This is a genomic window from Mucilaginibacter yixingensis (assembly GCF_041080815.1).
GTDB classification, from domain to species: Bacteria; Bacteroidota; Bacteroidia; order Sphingobacteriales; family Sphingobacteriaceae; genus Mucilaginibacter; species Mucilaginibacter yixingensis.
Window position 1 is genome coordinate 1,113,420 of sequence record NZ_CP160205.1, and the last position, 22,853, is coordinate 1,136,272.

At 45.3% G+C, this 22,853-nt stretch carries 13 protein-coding genes, 2 tRNA genes and 3 rRNA genes; 14 read left to right on the top strand and 4 right to left on the bottom strand.

Annotated features, from left to right (window positions below):
* Window positions 1-565 precede the first annotated feature (565 nt).
* The 7 genes from ABZR88_RS04675 to ABZR88_RS04705 all read left to right on the top strand — a co-directional run bounded on the left by ABZR88_RS04675 (window position 566) and on the right by ABZR88_RS04705 (window position 6,653).
* A 16S ribosomal RNA gene (locus tag ABZR88_RS04675) occupies window positions 566-2,087 on the top strand.
* A 211-nt stretch (window positions 2,088-2,298) separates the two neighbouring features.
* A tRNA-Ile gene (locus ABZR88_RS04680) sits at window positions 2,299-2,373 on the top strand.
* A 19-nt stretch (window positions 2,374-2,392) separates the two neighbouring features.
* Window positions 2,393-2,466 (top strand) — tRNA-Ala (locus ABZR88_RS04685).
* Window positions 2,467-2,661: 195 nt separating this feature from the next.
* Window positions 2,662-5,539, top strand: a 23S ribosomal RNA gene (locus ABZR88_RS04690).
* 205 nt (window positions 5,540-5,744) lie between these two features.
* Window positions 5,745-5,856: ribosomal RNA gene (rrf, locus tag ABZR88_RS04695) — 5S ribosomal RNA — on the top strand.
* The 16S, 23S and 5S rRNA genes sit together here with 2 tRNA genes alongside, the layout of an rRNA operon.
* A 315-nt stretch (window positions 5,857-6,171) precedes the next feature.
* Window positions 6,172-6,300, top strand: a complete 129-nt coding sequence (locus ABZR88_RS04700; protein ID WP_281260218.1) for a hypothetical protein — start codon at window positions 6,172-6,174, stop codon at window positions 6,298-6,300.
* Window positions 6,301-6,491: 191 nt separating this feature from the next.
* On the top strand, window positions 6,492-6,653 hold the full coding sequence (locus ABZR88_RS04705; protein ID WP_170113683.1) for a hypothetical protein: 162 nt from the start codon (window positions 6,492-6,494) through the stop codon (window positions 6,651-6,653).
* A 41-nt stretch (window positions 6,654-6,694) separates the two neighbouring features.
* Here the strand turns inward: ABZR88_RS04705 and ABZR88_RS04710 are convergent, their stop codons facing one another.
* A complete protein-coding gene (locus tag ABZR88_RS04710) occupies window positions 6,695-7,717 on the bottom strand; it encodes an aldo/keto reductase (protein WP_107831145.1) in 1,023 nt (340 codons plus the stop codon).
* A gap of 231 nt (window positions 7,718-7,948) precedes the next feature.
* Here ABZR88_RS04710 and ABZR88_RS04715 point away from each other — a divergent pair, with 231 nt between their 5' ends.
* Together ABZR88_RS04715 and ABZR88_RS04720 are read left to right on the top strand one after the other, a co-directional pair.
* Window positions 7,949-8,641, top strand: coding sequence for a class I SAM-dependent methyltransferase (locus ABZR88_RS04715; protein ID WP_146166604.1), 693 nt, complete (start codon window positions 7,949-7,951; stop codon window positions 8,639-8,641).
* Window positions 8,642-8,694: 53 nt separating this feature from the next.
* The gene (locus tag ABZR88_RS04720; RefSeq protein ID WP_107831149.1) at window positions 8,695-9,021 is read left to right on the top strand and encodes a hypothetical protein; all 327 of its coding nucleotides are present in this window, start codon (window positions 8,695-8,697) and stop codon (window positions 9,019-9,021) included.
* A gap of 151 nt (window positions 9,022-9,172) precedes the next feature.
* Here the strand turns inward: ABZR88_RS04720 and ABZR88_RS04725 are convergent, their stop codons facing one another.
* Window positions 9,173-10,120: an acyl-ACP desaturase gene (locus ABZR88_RS04725; RefSeq protein WP_245917112.1), complete on the bottom strand. Its 948-nt coding sequence runs from the start codon at window positions 10,118-10,120 to the stop codon at window positions 9,173-9,175.
* A 91-nt stretch (window positions 10,121-10,211) separates the two neighbouring features.
* Window positions 10,212-11,366 carry a glycoside hydrolase family 5 protein gene (locus ABZR88_RS04730; protein ID WP_107831154.1) on the bottom strand — a complete coding sequence of 385 codons (1,155 nt, stop codon included), beginning with the start codon at window positions 11,364-11,366 and terminating at the stop codon, window positions 10,212-10,214.
* Window positions 11,367-11,408: 42 nt separating this feature from the next.
* On the opposite strand from ABZR88_RS04730, the gene ABZR88_RS04735 reads away from it, so the two are divergent.
* The 4 genes from ABZR88_RS04735 (at window position 11,409) to ABZR88_RS04750 (ending at window position 18,388) form a co-directional block, all read left to right on the top strand.
* Window positions 11,409-12,755 (top strand): sensor histidine kinase KdpD, encoded by a 1,347-nt coding sequence (locus tag ABZR88_RS04735; protein WP_107831156.1) that lies wholly within the window; start codon window positions 11,409-11,411, stop codon window positions 12,753-12,755.
* Window positions 12,756-12,799: 44 nt separating this feature from the next.
* On the top strand, window positions 12,800-14,887 hold the full coding sequence (locus ABZR88_RS04740; protein WP_107831158.1) for a cellulose biosynthesis cyclic di-GMP-binding regulatory protein BcsB: 2,088 nt from the start codon (window positions 12,800-12,802) through the stop codon (window positions 14,885-14,887).
* 99 nt (window positions 14,888-14,986) lie between these two features.
* Window positions 14,987-16,828 carry a glycosyltransferase family 2 protein gene (locus tag ABZR88_RS04745; RefSeq protein ID WP_107831160.1) on the top strand — a complete coding sequence of 614 codons (1,842 nt, stop codon included), beginning with the start codon at window positions 14,987-14,989 and terminating at the stop codon, window positions 16,826-16,828.
* Window positions 16,829-18,388, top strand: a complete 1,560-nt coding sequence (locus tag ABZR88_RS04750) for a hypothetical protein (protein ID WP_107831162.1) — start codon at window positions 16,829-16,831, stop codon at window positions 18,386-18,388.
* 175 nt (window positions 18,389-18,563) lie between these two features.
* Here the strand turns inward: ABZR88_RS04750 and ABZR88_RS04755 are convergent, their stop codons facing one another.
* Window positions 18,564-22,130, bottom strand: a complete 3,567-nt coding sequence (locus ABZR88_RS04755; protein WP_107831164.1) for a methylmalonyl-CoA mutase family protein — start codon at window positions 22,128-22,130, stop codon at window positions 18,564-18,566.
* A 289-nt stretch (window positions 22,131-22,419) separates the two neighbouring features.
* Here ABZR88_RS04755 and ABZR88_RS04760 point away from each other — a divergent pair, with 289 nt between their 5' ends.
* Window positions 22,420-22,833 (top strand): hypothetical protein, encoded by a 414-nt coding sequence (locus ABZR88_RS04760; RefSeq protein WP_107831166.1) that lies wholly within the window; start codon window positions 22,420-22,422, stop codon window positions 22,831-22,833.
* Window positions 22,834-22,853: the final 20 nt, after the last annotated feature.

Genomic DNA, 22,853 nt, shown 5'->3' on the forward strand with positions numbered 1-22,853 from the left:
ACGGAGGGAGAGAGCAAGTAGGGTGTAGAGATCTTAAGAAATCGAGCCTGAAAGAGAGAAAAAAGAATTTTAAAATAGTTCTTGGAGAAGCGAAAAAGATGACTACCTTTGCAGCCCGAACGGCGGGAAAGCGAAATTGAAAAACGGAGCTAAAAACGCAGAAAGGGGCGAGAAAAAAAATAAAAATTTCTTCTTGCAAATAAGAAAAAGGTTCTTACCTTTGCAATCCCAAACAAAACGGGACAAAAACACTGAGAGAGCGAATCTCGAAAGTAAATGAAAAACTGATAGAATTAATCCAAGCGAAAGTAAGGAATAAGGATATAAGAAAGGGAGTCGTGAGGCACCGGAAAAAGTTCTTTAGAATAAAGAGAATAAAATAAATCATGAAGCAAAGCGGGAGCGATGCAGAGTTTACTAGAAGGTAAACGAAACATTGCGAACTGTCAAAAGACTTTGAGGACTGGAAATTTGTCAAAAGATAACATGATAAGCTTAGGCTTATCGCAAACAGATTTCTAATTTCCTAAGAGAAACTAGGGTCTGGATACAAACAAAACATTTTACAATGGAGAGTTTGATCCTGGCTCAGGATGAACGCTAGCGGCAGGCCTAATACATGCAAGTCGGACGGGATTGAGGAGCTTGCTCCTCATGAGAGTGGCGCACGGGTGCGTAACACGTATGTAACCTACCTTGTTCAGGGGGATAGCCTCTCGAAAGAGAGATTAAGACCGCATAAAATCACACTATGGCATCATAGAATGATCAAATATTTATAGGAACAAGATGGGCATGCGGAACATTAGCTAGTTGGTAAGGTAACGGCTTACCAAGGCTACGATGTTTAGGGGATCTGAGAGGATGGCCCCCCACACTGGTACTGAGACACGGACCAGACTCCTACGGGAGGCAGCAGTAAGGAATATTGGTCAATGGGCGGAAGCCTGAACCAGCCATGCCGCGTGCAGGAAGACGGCCCTACGGGTTGTAAACTGCTTTTGTACCGGAATAAACCTACTTACGTGTAAGTAGCTGAATGTACGGTAAGAATAAGGATCGGCTAACTCCGTGCCAGCAGCCGCGGTAATACGGAGGATCCGAGCGTTATCCGGATTTATTGGGTTTAAAGGGTGCGTAGGCGGCCTATTAAGTCAGGGGTGAAAGACGGTAGCTCAACTATCGCAGTGCCCTTGATACTGATGGGCTTGAATGCAGCTGAGGTAGGCGGAATGTGACAAGTAGCGGTGAAATGCATAGATATGTCACAGAACACCGATTGCGAAGGCAGCTTACTAAAGTGCGATTGACGCTGAGGCACGAAAGCGTGGGGATCAAACAGGATTAGATACCCTGGTAGTCCACGCCCTAAACGATGAATACTCGATGTTGGCGATATACGGTCAGCGTCTAAGCGAAAGCGTTAAGTATTCCACCTGGGGAGTACGCCCGCAAGGGTGAAACTCAAAGGAATTGACGGGGGCCCGCACAAGCGGAGGAGCATGTGGTTTAATTCGATGATACGCGAGGAACCTTACCCGGGCTTGAAAGTTAGTGAATAGAGCAGAGACGCTCTAGTCCTTCGGGACACGAAACTAGGTGCTGCATGGCTGTCGTCAGCTCGTGCCGTGAGGTGTTGGGTTAAGTCCCGCAACGAGCGCAACCCCTATGTTTAGTTGCCAGCACATAATGGTGGGGACTCTAAACAGACTGCCTACGCAAGTAGAGAGGAAGGAGGGGACGACGTCAAGTCATCATGGCCCTTACGTCCGGGGCTACACACGTGCTACAATGGGCCATACAGAGGGCAGCAACCTGGCAACAGGAAGCCAATCTCAAAAAGTGGTTCACAGTTCGGATCGGGGTCTGCAACTCGACCCCGTGAAGTTGGATTCGCTAGTAATCGCAGATCAGCAATGCTGCGGTGAATACGTTCCCGGGCCTTGTACACACCGCCCGTCAAGCCATGGAAGCTGGAAGTGCCTGAAGTGCGTAACCGCAAGGAGCGTCCTAGGGTAAAGTCGGTAACTGGGGCTAAGTCGTAACAAGGTAGCCGTACCGGAAGGTGCGGCTGGAATACCTCCTTTCTGGAGCGAATTTCCAAGAAGTCAGTCAGAGACTATAACATTGACAGCCTGCTTTGTTCATGTTTATTTTATTCTTTAAAGATATAACCCAGGAAGATGAAGCCATCAGTTGGGCCGGCTAAAAAGAGTCGGGACGATAAGTGGCAGTAGCAGTAGTAAGTAGTAGTATAAAATACTGCGACTGCAACTAAATACTGCAACTAAGAAATAAAGTCCCGTAGCTCAGTTTGGTTAGAGCACTACACTGATAATGTAGGGGTCAGCAGTTCAAATCTGCTCGGGACTACATAAGTAACATTAACCTTGGGGGATTAGCTCAGCTGGCTAGAGCACCTGCCTTGCACGCAGGGGGTCAACGGTTCGAATCCGTTATTCTCCACGATGCTTTTCGAGTCGCAATGACTCAAATGGGAAGCAAAAAGTTCTTTGACATATTGGAAGAAGTAATTAAAAAACGAGAAAACAACAGAGGTTGTGAATCGTGAGAAGTGAATAGAGAGTTTACTCACTACTAACAACTCACCACTCACCAACCAAATAAAGGCATATTATACCGAGCAAAAGCGGTATAGTAGAAGAAAGTAAGAAAGGGTACACGGGGGATGCCTTGGCTCTCAGAGGCGATGAAGGACGTGATAAGCTGCGATAAGCTACGGGGATTAGCAAATATGAATTGATCCGTAGATTTCCGAATGGGGAAACCTAACTAACTGAAGGTTAGTTGCATAGCGCGAACCCGCTGAACTGAAACATCTAAGTAGGCGGAGGAAGAGAAAACAATAGTGATTTCCAGAGTAGTGGCGAGCGAAATGGAAGAAGCCCAAACCATATTTGTTACGGCAAATATGGGGTTGTAGGACTACAATGTGATACATTAAAATGAACCGGAAGGGTCTGGGAAGGCCTGCCATAGAGCATGAAAGCTGCGTACGGGTAAGTGATAATGATCTAGTAGTATCCTGAGTACCGCGAGGTCGGAGACGCCTTGTGGGAATCTGCCGGCACCATCCGGTAAGGCTAAATACTCCTGAGAGACCGATAGTGAACCAGTACCGTGAGGGAAAGGTGAAAAGAACCCCGAACAGGGGAGTGAAATAGAACCTGAAACCGTGTACTTACAAGCGGTCGGAGCAGACAAGTTCTGTGACGGCGTGCCTTTTGCATAATGAGCCTACGAGTTACTCTTCTCTGGCAAGGTTAAGTGGTTAAGCCACGCAGCCGAAGCGAAAGCGAGTCTGAATAGGGCGTGCAGTCAGAGGAGGTAGACGCGAAACCTTGTGATCTACCCATGGGCAGGTTGAAGGTGCCGTAACAGGTACTGGAGGACCGAACCGATAAACGTTGAAAAGTTTCCGGATGACTTGTGGGTAGGGGTGAAAGGCTAATCAAACTGGGAAATAGCTCGTACTCCCCGAAATGTTTTTAGGAACAGCCTGGCGGTTGAGTTATAAAGAGGTAGAGCTACTGATTGGGTGCGGGGGAGTCAAATCCTACCAAATCCAGACAAACTCCGAATGCTTTATAATATACGCTGGAGTGAGGCTATGGGTGCTAAGGTCCATGGCCGAGAGGGAAAGAACCCAGACCATCAGCTAAGGTCCCCAAATTAACGCTAAGTTGAACTAACGAGGTCCGATTGCATAGACAGCTAGGATGTTGGCTTGGAAGCAGCCATTCATTTAAAGAGTGCGTAACAGCTCACTAGTCGAGCGATCGGGCATGGATAATAAACGGGCATCAAGCGTTATACCGAAGCTATGGATTTGCAGTAATGCATCTGGTAGGGGAGCATTCTACAGTCAGTGAAGCTATACGCGGCAAGCGGTGGTGGAGATTGTAGAAAAGCAAATGTAGGCATAAGTAACGATAAGGCGGGAGAGAAACCCGCCCACCGAAAGACTAAGGTTTCCTGATCAACGCTAATCGGATCAGGGTTAGTCGGGGCCTAAGGTGTAGCCGAAGGGCGAAGCCGATGGATAACTGGTTAATATTCCAGTACGTTTTATAACTGCGATGCAGTGACGGAGTAGTGAAACTGACGCGAACTGACGGAATAGTTCGTTAAAGGCTGTAGGTATAGGAGATGTAGTTAAGTACGCATCTTTTGCTGAAAGCTGATAGTACTCGGAACCTTCGGGGGATGGGATAGTTCAGGTAATCAGACTTCCAAGAAAACCTGCTAAGCTTCAGGTTATAAAACCCCGTACCGTAAACCGACACAGGTAGTCGAGGAGAGAATCCTAAGGTGCTCGAGTGAATCATGGCTAAGGAACTCGGCAAAATGGCCCTGTAACTTCGGGAGAAGGGGCGCTGCAGAAATGCAGCCGCAGTGAAAAGGCCCAGGCGACTGTTTAACAAAAACACATGGCTTTGCAAAATCGAAAGATGACGTATAAGGCCTGACACCTGCCCGGTGCTGGAAGGTTAAGAGGGGATGTTAGTCGCAAGGCGAAGCATTGAATCGAAGCCCCAGTAAACGGCGGCCGTAACTATAACGGTCCTAAGGTAGCGAAATTCCTTGTCGGGTAAGTTCCGACCTGCACGAATGGTGTAACGATCTGGGCGCTGTCTCAGCCATGAGCTCGGTGAAATTGTGGTATCGGTGAAGACGCCGGTTACCCGCAACGGGACGGAAAGACCCCATGCACCTTCACTACAACTTAACATTGATATCGGATACAGGATGTGTAGGATAGGTGGGAGACTGTGATCATGCTTCGCTAGGAGTATGTTAGTCAACGTTGAAATACCACCCTTTCTGTATTTGGTGTCTAACTCCACAAAGTGGAGGACATTGTTTGGCGGGTAGTTTGACTGGGGTGGTCGCCTCCAAAAAGGTAACGGAGGCTTTCAAAGGTAAGCTCAGTACGCTTGGTAACCGTACGCGGAGTGCAATAGCATAAGCTTGCTTGACAGTGAGACAGACAAGTCGAGCTGGGTCGAAAGACGGATATAGTGATCCGGTGGTTCTGCATGGAAGGGCCATCGCTCAAAGGATAAAAGGTACGCTGGGGATAACAGGCTGATCTCCCCCAAGAGCTCATATCGACGGGGAGGTTTGGCACCTCGATGTCGGCTCGTCACATCCTGGGGCTGGAGAAGGTCCCAAGGGTTCGGCTGTTCGCCGATTAAAGTGGCACGCGAGCTGGGTTCAGAACGTCGCGAGACAGTTCGGTCCCTATCTGTTGTGGGCGCAGGAAGTTTGAGTGGGGCTGACCTTAGTACGAGAGGACCGGGTTGGACTAACCTCTAGTGAATCTGTTATGGCGCCAGCTGTACTGCAGAGTAGCTACGTTGGGAATAGATAAGCGCTGAAAGCATCTAAGTGCGAAACTAGCCACGAGATGAGACTTCCATTGAGGGTCGTAGGAGACTACTACGTTGATAGGTTACAGGTGTAAAGGTGGTGACATCATAGCCGAGTAATACTAATCGCCCGAAGCTTTCTTCGTAACAGATAACGGGTGCAGAGCAATCTGCACCCACAATCAAAACAACAATGCTGTTGTTCTCTCGTTTTCTTTATTACTTCTTTCAATCATGTTAATGTTATTGGGTTGAATAAGTTGATTAAGTTGGATTGAGTGAGTGGTTAAAACTACTTAACAAAATCAACCACTTAACAAATCAACTACTCACCAATCAACATAAAAATATTCAGGTGCCTATATCGGCGGTGTCCACCTCTTCCCATTCCGAACAGAGAAGTTAAGCCCGCCAGAGCCGATGGTACTGCAGTAAAATGTGGGAGAGTAGGTCGGTGCCAACCTTTATCATCCGAAGAGGATGTAAAACTAAAAGCCTTTGCTATCAGCAAAGGCTTTTCTCGTTTTCAGACTTTTTAAAAATACATCCCCCTCACGTCTCCATCTCCAAATCCAGTCCTCTAATAGCCTATCCAGCCAAAAAATACGTAAGGTATTGGGGGGCATTCTTGCGTGCTACGATATCCCCATATTGGGGAATTATCTGGCCGAAAATCCCGATTTCAGCATTTAAAAGTGGCTTATCCTGTGTTTTAGCCCTTTTTTAGGTGTGGCATGACCATTGTATTAGTTTCAATACCACTAAAAAACTATTGATTATGAACTCTACAATGCACGAAGTTATAAATTTTGTAATTACCCTTCTGGTCGCTGTTTCTGTAATATCGGTTATCGTACTGGTAAACCACGCCACCAAAGAGGATCGTATGAAAGATTTGAAAAGTTAAACAAACGCTCCATTTATATCGGCCGGTAACATTGGCCCTACTAATCCGGAGGTATTGGTTCAATGGACCAATGCACCGGGTTTGTTGTTTATGCGAACTTATTTTATTTAGCGTAAATTTAATTAACTGTAGATATTTATTGGCTTGTATTTTGCGTTAGAGTATATATTAGTTAACTAAAATATATTGTTATGCGCGAAGTGTTGGTGCAAATACTCCACATATTTATTATTGTGGTCATTATAGGATTCGGGGCTGCATTATTATACGCCATGGCTGGCGGTGCAGATCATTGGAATAGCAGGATTAACAAGCGTTCGCACAAACGCAGCGTAAAAAAAGGTTCGGTGTAGGTTATATCATACACCGAACCTTTTTGCTTTTGTAGAAACTATTAAGATCTTTTCTCCACCCGGTCATAAAAACCGCCGAAGGAGTTCATACGTACGGCGTCTTCCCGAAAAAAATCACCAGGAAAGCCAAGTGGAATAGCGCTGGCTTCATCCAGGCGTTGCAAATGTTCGGCAGACAAGGTCAGTTCAAAAGCTTTGAGGTTATCTTCCAATTGACTGATTTTTGTTGCGCCAACAATTGGGGTACAAGAAAAACCTTGCTGCATTGTCCATTTCAGCGCTACGTGACTGGCCGATACGCCCAGTTCATCGGCTATTTGCATAACCACGCGTGTAATGCGCTCGCTATTGGCATTCAAGCGAACACTTTCTGCTTTAATTCGTCCTTTATCGCCTCGCAGATATTTGCCGGTAAGTGCTCCACCGCCCAGTGGGGCCCAGGGTGTAACCGTCATGCCGAAGTGTTTAGCCATCGGGATCAGCTCTCGCTCCGGTGTGCGTTGTATTAGGCTGTATTCAACCTGCAGTGCAATGAATTGGCTCCAACCCATCAACTCAGCCAAGGTGTTTCCTTTAGCTACAACCCAAGCTGGCGTATCGCTGATAGCGGCGTAGTTAACTTTACCCTGACGGATCAGGTCGTCCAAGCCACGCAGCACTTCATCTATAGGTGTAATGTTGTCCCAAATGTGCAGATAAAGCACGTCAATGAAATCTGTTTGCAAACGTTTAAGGCTTTCCTCTACGCTGCGCATCATATTTTTGCGGTTGTTGCCAGAGGCATTGGGATTGGTCTGATTATCTTTTAACGTGTACTTGGTAGCCAGTACAAAATAATCCCTATCTTGTGTTTTTAGGTATTCGCCAATAATTTTTTCTGTGGTACCTTTTTGGTAAACGTTGGCGGTATCCAGAAAATTACCGCCTGCGTTGGCATAGGCATCCATAATGGCAAAGCTGTCGGCTTTTTCGGCACCCCAGCCGTTATCGGTTCCAAAGCCCATAGTACCCAGGCAAAATTCTGAAACTTTAAGTCCGGAGCGACCCAATAATTTATAGTTCATAAAGCTGATGTTTTGATGGTGAAAAGATAGGGTTTACTAAACATCGGCACAAATTAATTGCCAGCTTGTAAATACCATATTGGTAATACGACGTTATTATTGAGTTAACACCACGATGCTAGCTTTTACTTGTCATCCAAGCCAATAACAGTGAATTATTTTGACTCTGAAACAGCTGCGGTAAACTATGCTAATGGTAGGCCGCAATTTCATGCTAATACCATTAAGCGGATGAAAAATTATCTGCGTATAGATGGTCAATTAGATGCAGCGCTGGATATTGCCTGTGGGACCGGTCTGTCTACCCGGGCACTTTTGCCCGTTGCTAAAAACGTTTTCGGTACCGACGGCTCTGCCGAGATGCTCAAAATGGCTCTGAGAAATGACGGTATTAATTATCAGGAGGCGCTGGCAGAATGTCAGCCATTTGGTAATGGGATGTTTGATCTGATTACCGTTTGTTCGGGAGTGCACTGGTTTGATATTGATCAGTTTTTGGCCGAGTGTTACCGGATGTTGAAACCAGGTGCCTGGCTGGTGCTTTATGAAAATTTTTTTATGGGCGAGATGGAAGACGCAATTGATTTTAAGCTATGGAATACTGAGGTTTATTTGAAGAAATTTCCATCGCCGCCCCGAAATAAAAATTATGCGTGGACAGAAGATAATCTGCGCGAAAGAGGTTTTGATCTGCGGCATACCGAAAACTTTGCGAATGCCCTGCAATTGAGCAGGCATGAGTTGGTTAGTTACCTGATTACCCAAAGCAACGTTATTGCCCGGGTTGAAAATAAAGAATGCAAATATCCTGCTGTTACCAATTGGTTAAATGCACAACTTTCGCCGTTTTATGACGATACCAGTCAACGGCGTGTACTTTATTACGGTAATTGGATTAAGTATCTGCAGAAACCACGCAATTAAAAACAATGGGCGCGGGCGTTTGTAATAGAATTAATCACCTATCCGCAAAAGCCATGAAGATTATAACATCATCGGTTCCCTGGGATATTAGCCAGATATTCATCACCCTGCAGCAGCAGCTCAATCCGTTGTTTAAGGAGCATAGGGGGAAAGACCTTCAGTTTAAAATAGAACGGGAGGGTAACAAAGTACTGGTAAGCAAGCCGGAAATGTATGATGGTTATTTGTTTACTATTGAGGCTATGGGTAAAGAACTGCACATCGGTAAATCTGAACACTATGTAGATGATGTGAATCAGATCACGCTGCAAAGCATCATCGAAACACTGCAAATGGAAATTCAGGGTGGAAATGATATTATTTATATCAGCGGAGAATGACACCCCTCCTAGCCTCCCCGAAGGGGAGGGACTCCTATCGAAGTGAACTTACTTCAAACAAAAATGGCTCGTTATTAAACGAGCCATTTTTGTTTTTCTAATATCTCTACTAATGTCCCTCCCCTTCGGGGAGGCTAGGAGGGGTAAGGTTTTACCCGTTTATCCAGCTAAATTTATATTCCAGCATTGGGTTCTTCATACGGTCGGCAACGCGCAACAGGCGATCAGGTAGCTTTACCAGATAATCGCGTGCTTTCTCGCCGGCTCCGTTTAAATCGGTCATGCTTTCAATGCTCCATTCTACCAGCAGATCTTTTAAAATATCTACATAGTCAACAGCCGTATAAATACCCAGGCGCTGAGCGGCATCGGTAAAGTGACCGAAGGTTTGGCCTACTTTCAGTCCTACTTCGCGTAGAAAGTGCGCCGGCATTACAATTTTTTTGCGCATCATGTCCTCAAAGGCAATCATCGCCTCGTTTGGATCAATTTCAAATACTTTGCGGATGAAATCTATATATGCTTTAGCGTGGCGAGCCTCGTCTGACGCAATAACGCCGCACATTTTTGAAAGCAGGGCATCACCATCACGTTTAGCGCTGCTGGCCACACGGCGGTGCGAAATATTGGTTGCCAGTTCCTGAAATGAGGTGTAAATAAAGTTACGGTAAGGATCTGCACCGGTACCAATGTCAAAACCATCGGCAATAAGATACTGGGTTGATACTTCCATCATGCGCATGTTAACGCGGCCCGACAGATAGAGATATTTGTTAAGCAGATCACCGTGGCGGTTCTCTTCGGCTGTCCAATGGCGATTCCATTTCATCCAGCCACCTTCCTCGTCGGTTGATACGCCTTCAACCATGCTCAACCATGATTCATAGGTAGGCAGGGCTTCTTCGGTAATGGTATCGCCAATCAGTACGGCAACCAGGTCATATGATAAGCCCCTGGCGCTTTCCTGTAGTTCTTTTACCTCATCAAAGAAGGTATCTCTTGAAGCATCTGGTAAAAAATCAGAGGGCTGCCAGATCGACTCAATTGGCTTTAAATAGTCGGGCATTTTTTCAAGCATATATATTTCAATATGCTTCATAACCTCTCTTCTTTTTTCTTCAAAAAATCTCATTATCCCTATAGTAAATAAGCTGCAAAGGTACTATTATTTAATACAAATAAATAACAATTTAGTTGTAATACCCGATCGCATTTTTCATACAATCTGGCAGGGTTTTAATAGCGGGTATCCCTGTAAATATCGAAAAATTTGTGTTATAATCCCATAGTACTCCGGGAATGTTTAATGTTTTTAAATTGGCACGAACGCACTTCAAATATCGGCACCTGCTATCAGGGTCGGCATACTCGTTATAGCAGCCATACTCGGTGCAGATGATAGGGATTTGGTACTTGTCGGCCCAATGTTTAACAATCAACAATTTGTCATGTACCGAAGCTTCGTTGCCGTCCAGGCGATACTTGTTATAGTTTTGTTCGCCGGCGGTACCTTTTGCCTTTTGGTTAAGCTGGGGAAATTTTTCCGCATTGTATGGAAATGGAACCCCAACCGTGGCTACCTGATTACCCACCCATGCCGCGCCCTGGTGGGTAAATAAAAAAGGTTCATAAAAATGAAAGGTGTAAATAATATTCTCATCAGCCAGGCGCACAAGGCGGCTCAGTTCATAAATGCTGTTGTAATTTGAGGCGCCCACCAGCAATGTTCTGCGGCGATCTACCTTGTGAATGGCCGATACAATATTATAAGCGGCATCTTTCCAGATCTGCGGGTTGATGGGAGGCGGCTCGTTATAAATCTCAAAAAACAAATTGTCGTAATCCTTATTTAAGTACTTTTGCGCGAGTATTAACCACGTGTTAATCACGGTTTTTGTTTCTGGAACAAAGTTTTGATCGTTTAGCGATCCGTAGTGATAATCAACAATTAAGCGGAAATGATGCTTGCGACAAAGCTGCCATGCTTTATCAATACATTCCAAAACCTTTTGCCGGGGGACATGTTTTTCCTCCAGATATTCAAAAGCAACAGGCAGGCGTATGGTTTTAAAGCCTATTTGTTTTAACAAATCAAGATCGGCATCGGTTATGCCATCTTTGTCCAGCATTTTATCGTTCCAGGTTTGGTCAAGCCATGAAATACTGATGCCATTATCCAGATTTTTGGCCCGGGCAAAAGCATTTTGACGATCTGTTTGAAAAAGTGGACTATTTTTTGCGTATTGACAAAAAAACATGCCAATGAGAAACAGTATGGCGCTTTTTATAGCTACAGGATGTGAACTTGGTTTTTCAGAAATCGGCATTTTTCGTTTATCTTTCATCCGTTAAACTTTAACTGATATTCAATCTAAAAACAGCAGCTAATGTTTGTTCAAATAACTAAAGAAGAATTTTCAAAGGAAGTTACAAAAAAGGCTTGGTACCAAACCAACAACATCATCTGGACGATAATTTTTCTTTACCCGTTATTCAGCGTTATTGATTTTATCTATGCTAACGATATCTGGATACAGTTTGCATTCGTTCGTATTATTACCGTACTGCTGATTTATGTGGTTTATACTTATTTCCAGACTCGGAAGTATGATTATAGGATAGTGCTCCATGTGGCCTTCTTCCTGCTTTCGGTCATCTCAGCCTTGCTTTGTAACCTGGTTAATGATACCCGATTAACCATCTATTTCTTAACTTATTCAGTAGTAGTACTGTTTATTAACCTGCAGGTTTTCTGGGAGCCCATGAACTCGGTAATGCAGGGCCTGATAGCGTTGGCGTTACTGGCTATTTTCTTTAACGTCTTCAGTTCGTACCAGTTAGAGCTGGTAACCACTAATGGCGGGCAGTATTTTATCATCATCCTGTTTATTTCTTGTCTGATTCCTAACGCTCGCTATAAAGTAATTGAGCGCGATGTGCGGTCGCAGATACTGATTGAAAAATCTAACGAACAGCTGAAGATTCAGAACCACGATATCATTGAGAAAAACAACATCATTGATATGCAGTATGAGCGTCTGCGTAAGTTGGATGAACAGAAAAACAGCTTTATTAATATAGCAGGGCACGATCTGAAAAACTTTATCGGCTCTATCATCATGAGTAACAACATGGTGAAAGAGGAAGATTACCGTTTGAGCAGCGACCAGCGTGAGTATGTAAATTACATTGGCGAGTCGGCCGATAAAATGCAGTATATGCTCAACAAGCTGATGGACGTGAAAGAGATTGAGTCGCCTGAGCTGAAGTTTAACCTGGAGATCTTCGACATCAATGCCGAGGTACAGAACGTATTTAAAGGTTTGCTGGAAACGGCGCAGATGAAGAATATCCACCTGATGGATAACATTCTGAAACTACCGTTGAATGTGAAGCTCGACCGTGTATTTACTGGTCAGGTGTTTCAGAATATCCTGTCAAACGCTATCAAGTTTTCGCAAACTAACAATAACATCAGGGTGATAACCAGCCTGCAACGCCAGAAATTTGTTTTCGAGGTGATTGATGAGGGCGTTGCCATTGGCCAGGAAGAGCTGGATATGATGTTCAACAAGCTGAAAACGCTAAATGATGCCTCTGGACATATGGAAAGCCGCTTAGGTTTGGGCTTGTCTATTGCCAAGCTAATGACCCGTGAGCTGGGTGGTGATTTGAGCTACCGAAGTGATGAAAACGGTAACTATTTCCGCGTAGAGTTTTACGTGATCAACTAAACCCTATTTTATAAAGAATTAAGAACAACATCTTAAACATACACATGAACAGATTTTTAACCTTATTGGCATTTATACTGGTAATGTTCGGGCTAAACGCTTCGGCCCAAACCTTGGCCTCGTTCAAATCATACGGACATGACGATGATGCCATTTATGGGATGAGTGGCTCTACCTCTTATTTCTTTAAGATAGATCCGTTGGTTGAGATGAACGGCAGCAAGCTGGTGCTCTATTTTGAGCCATCGCGTGCGCTATTGTTCAACAATTCTTTTGTTAACGTAATTGTTGCCGACAGGCCAACTTATAGCACACGTTTAACCCGCGATTCGATCCAAAAGATCACTATTGATCTTGACCGTAGTTTCCTGTCTAACGATGGTAAATACCTGAAAGTGCAGATTAAAACACTGCTGAACATATCAGATGATAAATGTCGTGATCTGGATAACCCAGCCATGTGGATCAAGATCAAGGGGTATTCATACCTTTCGCTTAACCGCAGCACTAAAGACTTTTTTAATAACATTAACATAGCTAACTGCTTTGATTCAAAGCGTGCCATTGTATACCCGTCAAACCCGTCACTGAGCGATTTGAAGGCCGTAGCCTGGGCATACTCGCGCATGAAGAAAACGCAGATCAAAAACATAGCAGTTTATGAAGCCGGCCACGTGCCAGACAGCGTACGTAACTACATTATGGTAGGTACCATGAACAAACTGCCTGCAGACATGCGCAGCCTGGTGAAAGTTAACCCAGGAGCTGGCCAGGGCTTGTTTTACCTGAGCAAACGTGTACTGAACGTTACCGACAGCTTAATAAAAATGGTGGATATGAATGGCCACCTGACACCGGTGCGTACCGTTCAGACAGGCATTACACCGAGTGAGATTTTATTTGTAAGCGGTGGCGACGACGCCGGTTACGAGAAAACCATCACTGCACTGGGTAACATGAACATCCTGAACTCAACCTTTGGCGATTACCTGTTGATTGACAAAGCCGAGAACAGTTTCTTTAAAACCATTGATCAAAACCGCTCTAAACTTACCCTGAAACAAATTGGTGGCGTTACCAACTTTATGTCGGGTATTGGTTCGTTGAAAACGGTTTACAATTTTAAAAACTCCGATTTTAGCTTTACCCCTAAAGAGGTAGAGATCAGAATTATTGCCAACTACAGTGCATTGAATCCTAATGACCGTGGTTTCTTTAACATTTACCTGAATGGCTCGCTTATCAGCAGTGAGAAGCTGGATCAATCTGGCAAGCTGAATACATCGGTAACCATTAACCGCTACCAGCATCACAAGTACAACACGCTGGAAGCTGAGTTCCGTTTTTATCCAAGCAGCGGTAACTGTAACAACAGCTTCACCAACTTCTTCTCTGAGATTGACGTTGACAAATCATACCTGGAATCTAAAAACCCATTCATCACTAATGATCTGAGTTTCTATCAATATCCAGAGGCTTTCAACTCTGGTTCAACCCGTATTGTGGTAAGCCGCGAGTATGCTAAATACGCAGCTGCCGCAATGGGTGAGGTGATCTATGAGTTGAACAACAACATTAACGCTAACAACTTCCCTGAGTTTGTTTACTCAGACCAGATCTCTACCGGCGATATCAAAAAGTATAACATTATTGCCCTGGTATCTCGTAATGATAAGATCTTAAAAGAGTTCCCGGATGCGCCGATTAAGTTTGACGAGAAGTTCAGGATCTATAATAACGACAATAACCAGGAGGTTTACCGCCTGTCAGACTCAGTATCAAACGGTTTGGCGCAGATCTTCTACGGGCGATCTAATAACGCTACGTTGGTATTGACCGCCACGGGTACGCATCTGGCTGATGCCTTCCTGTCTGTGGCAAAATCCATTACCGAGCAGTTGTCAACCCTGTCCAGCAACGTTTGTATTTCTGATGTGAGCAACAACAAATACCTGTTCAACATCAGCAAATCAAGCGAGAATCTGGAGTATATTGATACCAAGAGCGCCCTGTCAAAATTCTGGGAAAGCTATAACCTGTACATATTGCTGGGTATTCTGATCCTGATCCTGCTGTCGTTCCTGTACGTACGTTCACGCGTACAACGTTCTCAGGATATTGTGAGCGATTAATTTCAGGGGAATCCGATTAAATAGAAAGACACCCTCCAGTACCGGTCGTCTCGGCGATCGGTACTGGTAATTTAAAAACAAAGCGTTTAGCCTATCCAGATGAGCATATTTATTCCCGATATTTTAGTCAGAGATAAATTCATTACGACTGAGGGCAGGGAAAAAATCAATTCTTTTGCTGCCAGCAGCGGCATGTCTTTCATCAAGATAGCCCTTAACTTCGGCTACATATCGCGCAAGAACTACGAGCGCTCTATGGTGAACGAGAACTACCCCTTTCAGCAGATCAGAGAGGAGGAGTTTGATGTTGAGGTGCTGAAAAAGGTTGACCTGAAGTTTGCTAACGACAGGCTGGCGCTGCCCCTGCGCATTCAGAACAATAAAGTGATTACGCTGATGGCCGACCCATCAGACGAGCTTTTCCTTGATTTTATCCGTTTTACTTACGATAAGGAGCCTGAAGTAATTGTGGCTTCAGATTTGGATATCACCTGGCTTAGCCATAAACTACTGGGCGATAAATACGTAAAATCGGCCGTGTTTGAGTTGCTTAATCACGATGCAGAAAACTCTGCGCTGGTAACGTTTACAGCCCCCCAGCTGATTGCCATATTTGTGATGCTGACGGCGGTGGTTATTGGCTTGTTTATCAATTTTCGTATTGTCGCTATCATTATCAACGTGCTGTTGAGCTCGTTTTTCCTGGTGGCTATTGTATTTAAACTGTTCCTGGCGCTGGTAGGTTCAAGGTTTGAGCTGTTCCAGGCAGTGAGCAGGGAAGAAGTGCGTAAGGTTGATGATGGTAATTTGCCTATTTACACCATTCACCTGCCGGTTTATAAAGAAGATAAGCTGATCAAAAAACTGATCTGGAACATCCAGAGTTTGGACTATCCCAAAGAACGTCTCGATGTAAAACTGCTGATTGAAGAGGATGACGATAAAACGCTGAACGCGGTGCGTAACCTTGACTTTCCGGCTGTGTTTGAGGTGGTGGTGGTGCCGTTCCACATGCCTAAAACCAAACCGAAGGCGTGTAACTATGGCCTGCACTTTTCAAAAGGTAAATTCCTGACCATTTATGATGCCGAGGATATCCCAGATACGGATCAACTGAAGAAAGTGGTAGCGCTGTTCCAGAAGTTACCTAACAACTATATCTGTATCCAGAGCGCGCTTAACTACTTTAACCGTAATGAAAACTTTCTGACCCGTATGTTTACCCTTGAGTATTCGTACTGGTTTGATTATATGCTGCCCGGATTAGATACGCTTGATATTCCTATCCCTTTAGGTGGTACCAGCAATCACTTTAAAATGGCTGCGCTGATTGAGCTTGGTGCCTGGGACCCGTTCAATGTAACCGAGGATGCCGATTTAGGACTGCGCGCTTACTCAAAAGGATATAAGGTGGCTATCATCAACTCCACCACCTACGAGGAGGCTAATAACGATTTCTTTAACTGGATTCGCCAGCGTTCGCGTTGGATTAAAGGTTATATGCAAACCTATCTGGTACACATGCGTAACCCGGTTAAGTTATGGAAGAAGGTAGGCTGGAAGGGCTTTCTGGGCTTTAACTTCTTTATTGGCGCTACGCCAATTACGTTTTTGGTGTATCCGCTGTTGCTGGCCATTTTCTTGTGTTACGTAACGTTCGATCTGCAGACCATCCGCCTGCTGTTTCCGGATTGGGTGCTGTTTATGTCCATTTTTAACCTGATGGTGGGCAACATCCTCATGATTTATGTAAATATGATGGCCGTGTTTAAGCGCCGTTTTTATGAATTGATTTTGTTTGCCATTGCTAATCCTATTTACTGGATTATGCACTCAATAGCGGCCTATAAAGGTTTATACCAGCTAATTGTGAAGCCATTCTATTGGGAGAAAACCAATCACGGTTTAAGTAAGGTTAACAGTTCAACAAACGTAGTGTAAATGAGGCTGTCAAAATCACTTTGGTTGTTGCTTACTACGCTGTTGCTAACGGTGTATTACTTGTATTGTGCCATGTACCTCAATCATATGGGATACGCCAACAACGAGTCGCTGTTTTATGTAGAGAAGGCCAAAATAGTTTTTGAGGGCATTGGCAGCCGCCTGAAGGTAATGGGCTTAACGGCACCAATTTTTCCGTTTTACGCCACCTTTGTTTTTACGGCGATTGATTATAATACGGCGCCTATTCTGGCATCGGCTGTAGGTACCGCGCTGCTATTCAACGTAATGGCCAACACATTGGTAAAACGTTTGCAGGATGATTTTTACCTGATTGCACTATTGCTGGTATTTGTGCTGCACCCGGGTATTTTGTACCTGGCTTGCTCTGGCAAGTCCATGTACCTGCAAATGATTTTCTTTTTCCTGTTTTTCCTCAACATATTTAAATTTTATACCTCAAACACCACCTTCCACGTATCTATTGCCAGTATATGTTTGGTGGTGCTGGTGTTTTGCGAGTATAAGTTTATCTGGCTCACGTTGTTTTTTTTGCCGTTGGTGCTCTCTATCTCTATCCACAGCTTGAACCTGAGCGAGAAGGAATCCATCTTCAGGTTGTTCAGTAGTTTTAACAACCCGTCGTTAAGACGTAAGCTCATCAATAAGACCTTTGCGCTATACGTAATTATCTTCTTATTGCCCCTGGCATCAGTATTGATTTATAAAATGCTGAACCTGACCCACGCGGCAGATTTGAATTACTTTATTGAGAGCCCATACGCCACCTGGAGCGTATTGGCCGAAAAGATTAACTACAACGTATTGGCCGAGAACACCACCAGGCACCTGTTGCCCGAGGCATCGATGATTATCTCGCTGCGCGTGCTACTGTTTTGTCCGTTAATGATGATGGCCATTTATCTGTTTCGCCATCGCACGTACCAGATTCTTACCCTGTTTACGCCGCTGGCTTTTGTGGAGTTTTTGAGGATTAAATATGACAAGGTTTACCTGACACATCAGTATTACCTGATGTTTGTAATCCTATCGTTGTTGTGTGTAATCTTTCGTGCCGACACTGTGAAAGAGCAGAAGAGCTTTAAGATTATTCTGGGTTTGTTCCTGGCGGTACAATTGTACACCGGTTACATGTTTATGAGCAACTCTTACATTGATGAAGAACGCAATTTTGTAAGTGCGCTGACCACTCGTAAACTGGAAATGAAGCAGGACGAGAATATGGATATGGCCTCCTACATCAATAGCCTGCCGGGTAATCCTCATGTTTTGATTGATGACGCGGTGGCCTACCCGGTAACCGCCTATGTAAGCCATATCCAATCGCTGATATTACCTTACCAGGACGAATTTTTGAGCGCTATTGAAAGCCCGCGCCATTACGCCGGCTACATTGTAGTAGCTACGGATAAAAATCCGGCCAATGGCTACACGCAGCTTACCAATAAATACCTGCAGATTATCCAGAATTCAGACTCCGGCTTTACCCTTGAGAAAAAATATGAGACGCCAAACTGGATCTTGTATGCGATAAATTGAGTTTGAAGAGAGTCAAGAGTTGAGAATCAAGATAAACGTGATCGAACAATACGTCATTGCGAGGGACGAAGCAATCTCTGCGTAGGATAGTTGGACTCGAAAATCTGATATGCAAGTACAGAGATTACTTCGTCCCTCACTCATAATGACGCATGGAATAGCATTAGCGAAAAAACTACATATTCCTCCTATACTGCCCGCCCACCTCATAAAGCGCATGCGATATTTGTCCCAGCGAACAGTATTTGCACACTTCCATCAGGGCTTCAAAAATGTTGCTGCCGTTAATGGCCGTTTGTTGTAGCTGTGTTAATAGCGCTGGTGCTTTATCTTCGTTACGATGCTGAAAGGCGTTTACCGCACTGATCTGTGTTTGCTTTTCTTCTTCTGTAGCACGGATCACCTCGGCAGGGATAATCGTCGGTGAGCCTTTTTTATTTAGAAAAGTGTTTACGCCGATGATAGGGTATTGCCCTGTATGTTTCAGTGTTTCGTAATAAAGTGATTCATCCTGGATCTTGCCGCGCTGGTACATGGTTTCCATGGCGCCTAACACGCCACCGCGATCGTTAATGCGTTTAAACTCGGTCATTACAGCTTCTTCCACCAAGTCGGTCAGTTCTTCAATAATGAAAGCGCCTTGCAGCGGATTTTCGTTTTTTGCCAGTCCCAGCTCACGGTTGATGATTAATTGGATGGCCATTGCCCTACGCACCGATTCTTCGGTAGGGGTAGTGATGGCCTCGTCGTAGGCGTTGGTGTGCAGTGAGTTGCAGTTGTCATAAATTGCATAGAGTGCCTGCAAGGTGGTGCGGATATCGTTAAAGTCAATCTCCTGCGCATGCAACGACCGACCGCTGGTTTGAATATGGTATTTCAGTTTTTGCGACCGATCGTTGCCCTTATATTTATTCTTAATGGCCTTGGCCCAGATACGCCGCGCCACGCGACCAATTACCGCATATTCTGGATCGATACCATTGCTGAAGAAGAACGACAGGTTGGGTGCAAAATCATCAATGTGCATACCGCGGCTCAGATAATACTCTACATAAGTAAAACCATTACTCAACGTAAAGGCCAGCTGCGTGATGGGATTGGCCCCGGCTTCGGCAATATGATAGCCCGATATTGACACCGAGTAAAAGTTGCGTACCTGCTCATCAATAAAATATTGCTGAATATCGCCCATCATCCGCAAGGCAAACTCAGTACTAAAAATACAGGTGTTTTGCGCCTGGTCTTCCTTTAAAATATCAGCCTGAACAGTGCCCCGAACCGAGGATATAGCCTTTGCTTTTATTTCCGCATATACATCTGCCGGCAAAACCTGATCGCCTGTTAGGCCGAGGAGCAGGAGGCCAAGACCATTGTTGCCTTCGGGGAGTACCCCTCCTAAATCCTCCCCGAAGGGGAGGACTTTCTCTTTAGTTTTGTTAACTAAAATGCTCTTATCTCCCTCTCCTTTGGAGAGGGCCGGGGAGAGGTACTTCGGTCTCTCCAATCCCCTATCATCATAGATCTCTTTCAGCTTCGCCTCAACCAAATGCTGTAAATGATGTTGTGCAATGTATTTTTCGCATTGCTGATCAATCGCCGCATTCATAAAGAATCCTAATAGCATAGGCGCAGGGCCGTTGATGGTCATGGACACGGAGGTAGAAGGATGGCACAGATCAAAGCCCGAGTAAAGTTTTTTGGCATCATCCAACGTAGCAATGCTCACGCCGGAGTTGCCGATTTTACCATAAATATCAGGACGTGTATGCGGGTCTTCGCCATAGAGTGTCACCGAATCAAAGGCGGTAGACAGACGGTGCGCCGGTTGCCCCAACGATACATAATGGAACCGTCGGTTGGTGCGCTCCGGACCGCCCTCGCCGGCAAACATGCGGGTAGGATCTTCGCCCTCGCGTTTTAGTGGGAATACTCCTGCGGTGTAAGGAAACTCTCCGGGCAGGTTCTCAGTCAGCAGCCAGCGCAACAGATCGCCCCAAGCCTGGTACTTGGGTAAGGCAATCTTAGGTATGCGCAATTGCGATAGCGATGTACTGATAAGTGGTAGCCTGATCTCTTTGTGGCGCACGTGGTACACAAAATCATCGGCCTGATATTTTTTTACGGTTTCCGGCCAGGTTTGCAGGAGGCGTTTGCATTCGGGATTTAGTTTTTCTTCTAACCCTCGCTGTAGAGACGCAATACTTTGCGTCTCGTGATGCAAATCATTACCCTGTCCGTCGGGAGACGCAAGGTATTGCGTCTCTACAGTTTTTTCAGATAGGAGGTCCATCACGCCGTTAACCTGATATAACTGCTGTGCAATTTTACACTGCTCATCTACCCATTGTTGATAGGCGGCATGGCTTTCGGCAATCTCGGCCAGGTAGCGCACCCTGTCTGGCGGGATAATAAATATTTTTTCTGATTCGCCGTTTTTGAATTGATCGTTATTGGCTTTTTCGCCCAGAAAATCAGTGCCTGTTTTAGCCTTGATGGTTTGCATCAGGGCATGGAACAGACTGTTCATACCCGGGTCATTAAACTGCGAGGCCATGGTGGCGTAAACTGGCAGGTCGGCATCTACCGCATCAAACAGCTGATGGTTGCGTTTGTATTGTTTGCGCACATCGCGGATGGCATCCAGCGCGCCGCGTTTGTCGGCTTTGTTTATGGCCACCACGTCGGCAAAATCAAGCATGTCTATCTTTTCCAGCTGGGTAGCAGCACCAAACTCGGGCGTCATCACGTAAAGCGATACATCGCAGTAATCAGTAATCATCGTATCGCTTTGGCCAATGCCCGATGTTTCCACAATGATCAGATCATAAGTCGCCGCCTTACAAACATCAATAGCTTCCTGCACATGTTTAGACAGTGCCAGGTTAGCCTGCCGCGTAGCCAGCGAACGCATGTAAACACGCGGACTGTTAATCGAATTCATGCGGATGCGGTCGCCCAGCAGCGCACCGCCTGTTTTACGTTTGGAAGGATCGACCGAGATGATAGCGATGGTTTTATCTGTATCGATCAGAAACCTGCGCACTAACTCGTCTACTAATGATGATTTACCCGCGCCGCCTGTGCCGGTGATGCCTAAAACAACACGTCTCACCTCTCCCAAACCCTCTCCTCCGAAGGAGTCCTTTTGGACAAAGGAGAGGGCTTTTTTTATATTGAAGTTATCTCCCTCCCCCTCGGGGAGGGTTGGGGAGGGGTAGCTCTCAGCCAGCGTGATCAGTGCAGCAATGGCCGATGGCTCTTTATCTGCCAGGTGTTTTAGCTCGCCGTTTAGTTGGGTATGGGTGGCAAAATCGCATTGCTGCAGCATGTCATTGATCATGCCTTGCAAACCCATGCGGCGGCCATCATCGGGCGAGTAGATGCGCGAGATGCCGTATTGCTGCAGTTCTTCAATCTCATCAGGCAAGATCACGCCGCCGCCGCCGCCAAAAATCTTAATTTGATTGGCACCGCGCTCGTGCAGCAGATCATACATGTACTTAAAATATTCCAGGTGGCCGCCCTGATAGCTGGTAATGGCAATGCCCTGCACGTCCTCCTGTATGGCGCAGTTCACTACCTCCTCAACCGAGCGGTTGTGCCCCAGGTGAATCACCTCGGCACCGCTGCTTTGTAAAATGCGCCGCATAATGTTAATGGTAGCATCGTGCCCGTCAAAAAGGGCAGCGGCGGTAACAAAGCGTATTTTATGTTGAGGAATATAAGGTGCAACGGTTTCCATGCAGAATATTTATAGTGATAACAAAATTAGGAAATTAAAATATTATGCGTGCATAGTAGTTGGGTTTGGGTAACAGCACACAAGGGCCGAAGTTAATACACATATGTCATACTGAGCGATAGCGAAGTATCTCTGAGGGCAGGTCGCGCTGATTTGCTTCAGAGATGCTTCGTACCTCAGCATGACATGATGGTATTTGAAAAGCAATACTCTTACATTGTTTGTTAAACAACGCGTCGTTGTAGGCAAGTATTCGCTTGAAAATAGACCATTGGTTAAATTTGGAAACATGAGATTTAAGCAGATACCTATAAAAGCAGCCCTGTTGCTGACCATATGTCTGACCGCGTGTTCATTAAACAAAAGCGAAAGCAGCCCAAGCGATTTTGAGATCTATCAGTTTTTTGATAAACAACTGGCGCAAACCGCCCGCTCAGGTGGTTATGTAAACTACAAGGTAAAGATTGATCGTTATCAACAAGCCCAGCCATCAGAAGCCACAGCGCCAGACGGCAATACGGTAACGACTTATCCCATAAAAGTTGATCGTACCGAATATCTGACTGGCTATCACGAAACCTATGTAAATACTTATAAAGGTGATGAGTATCGCCTGTATCGGGATGATAAGGGTAACCTGGCGGTGCTAAGCCATACTGCCGGTCAGACACAGACCACGCAGCGGCCACCGGGCAATTTGTAATTAATGTGCAGATATGCAAA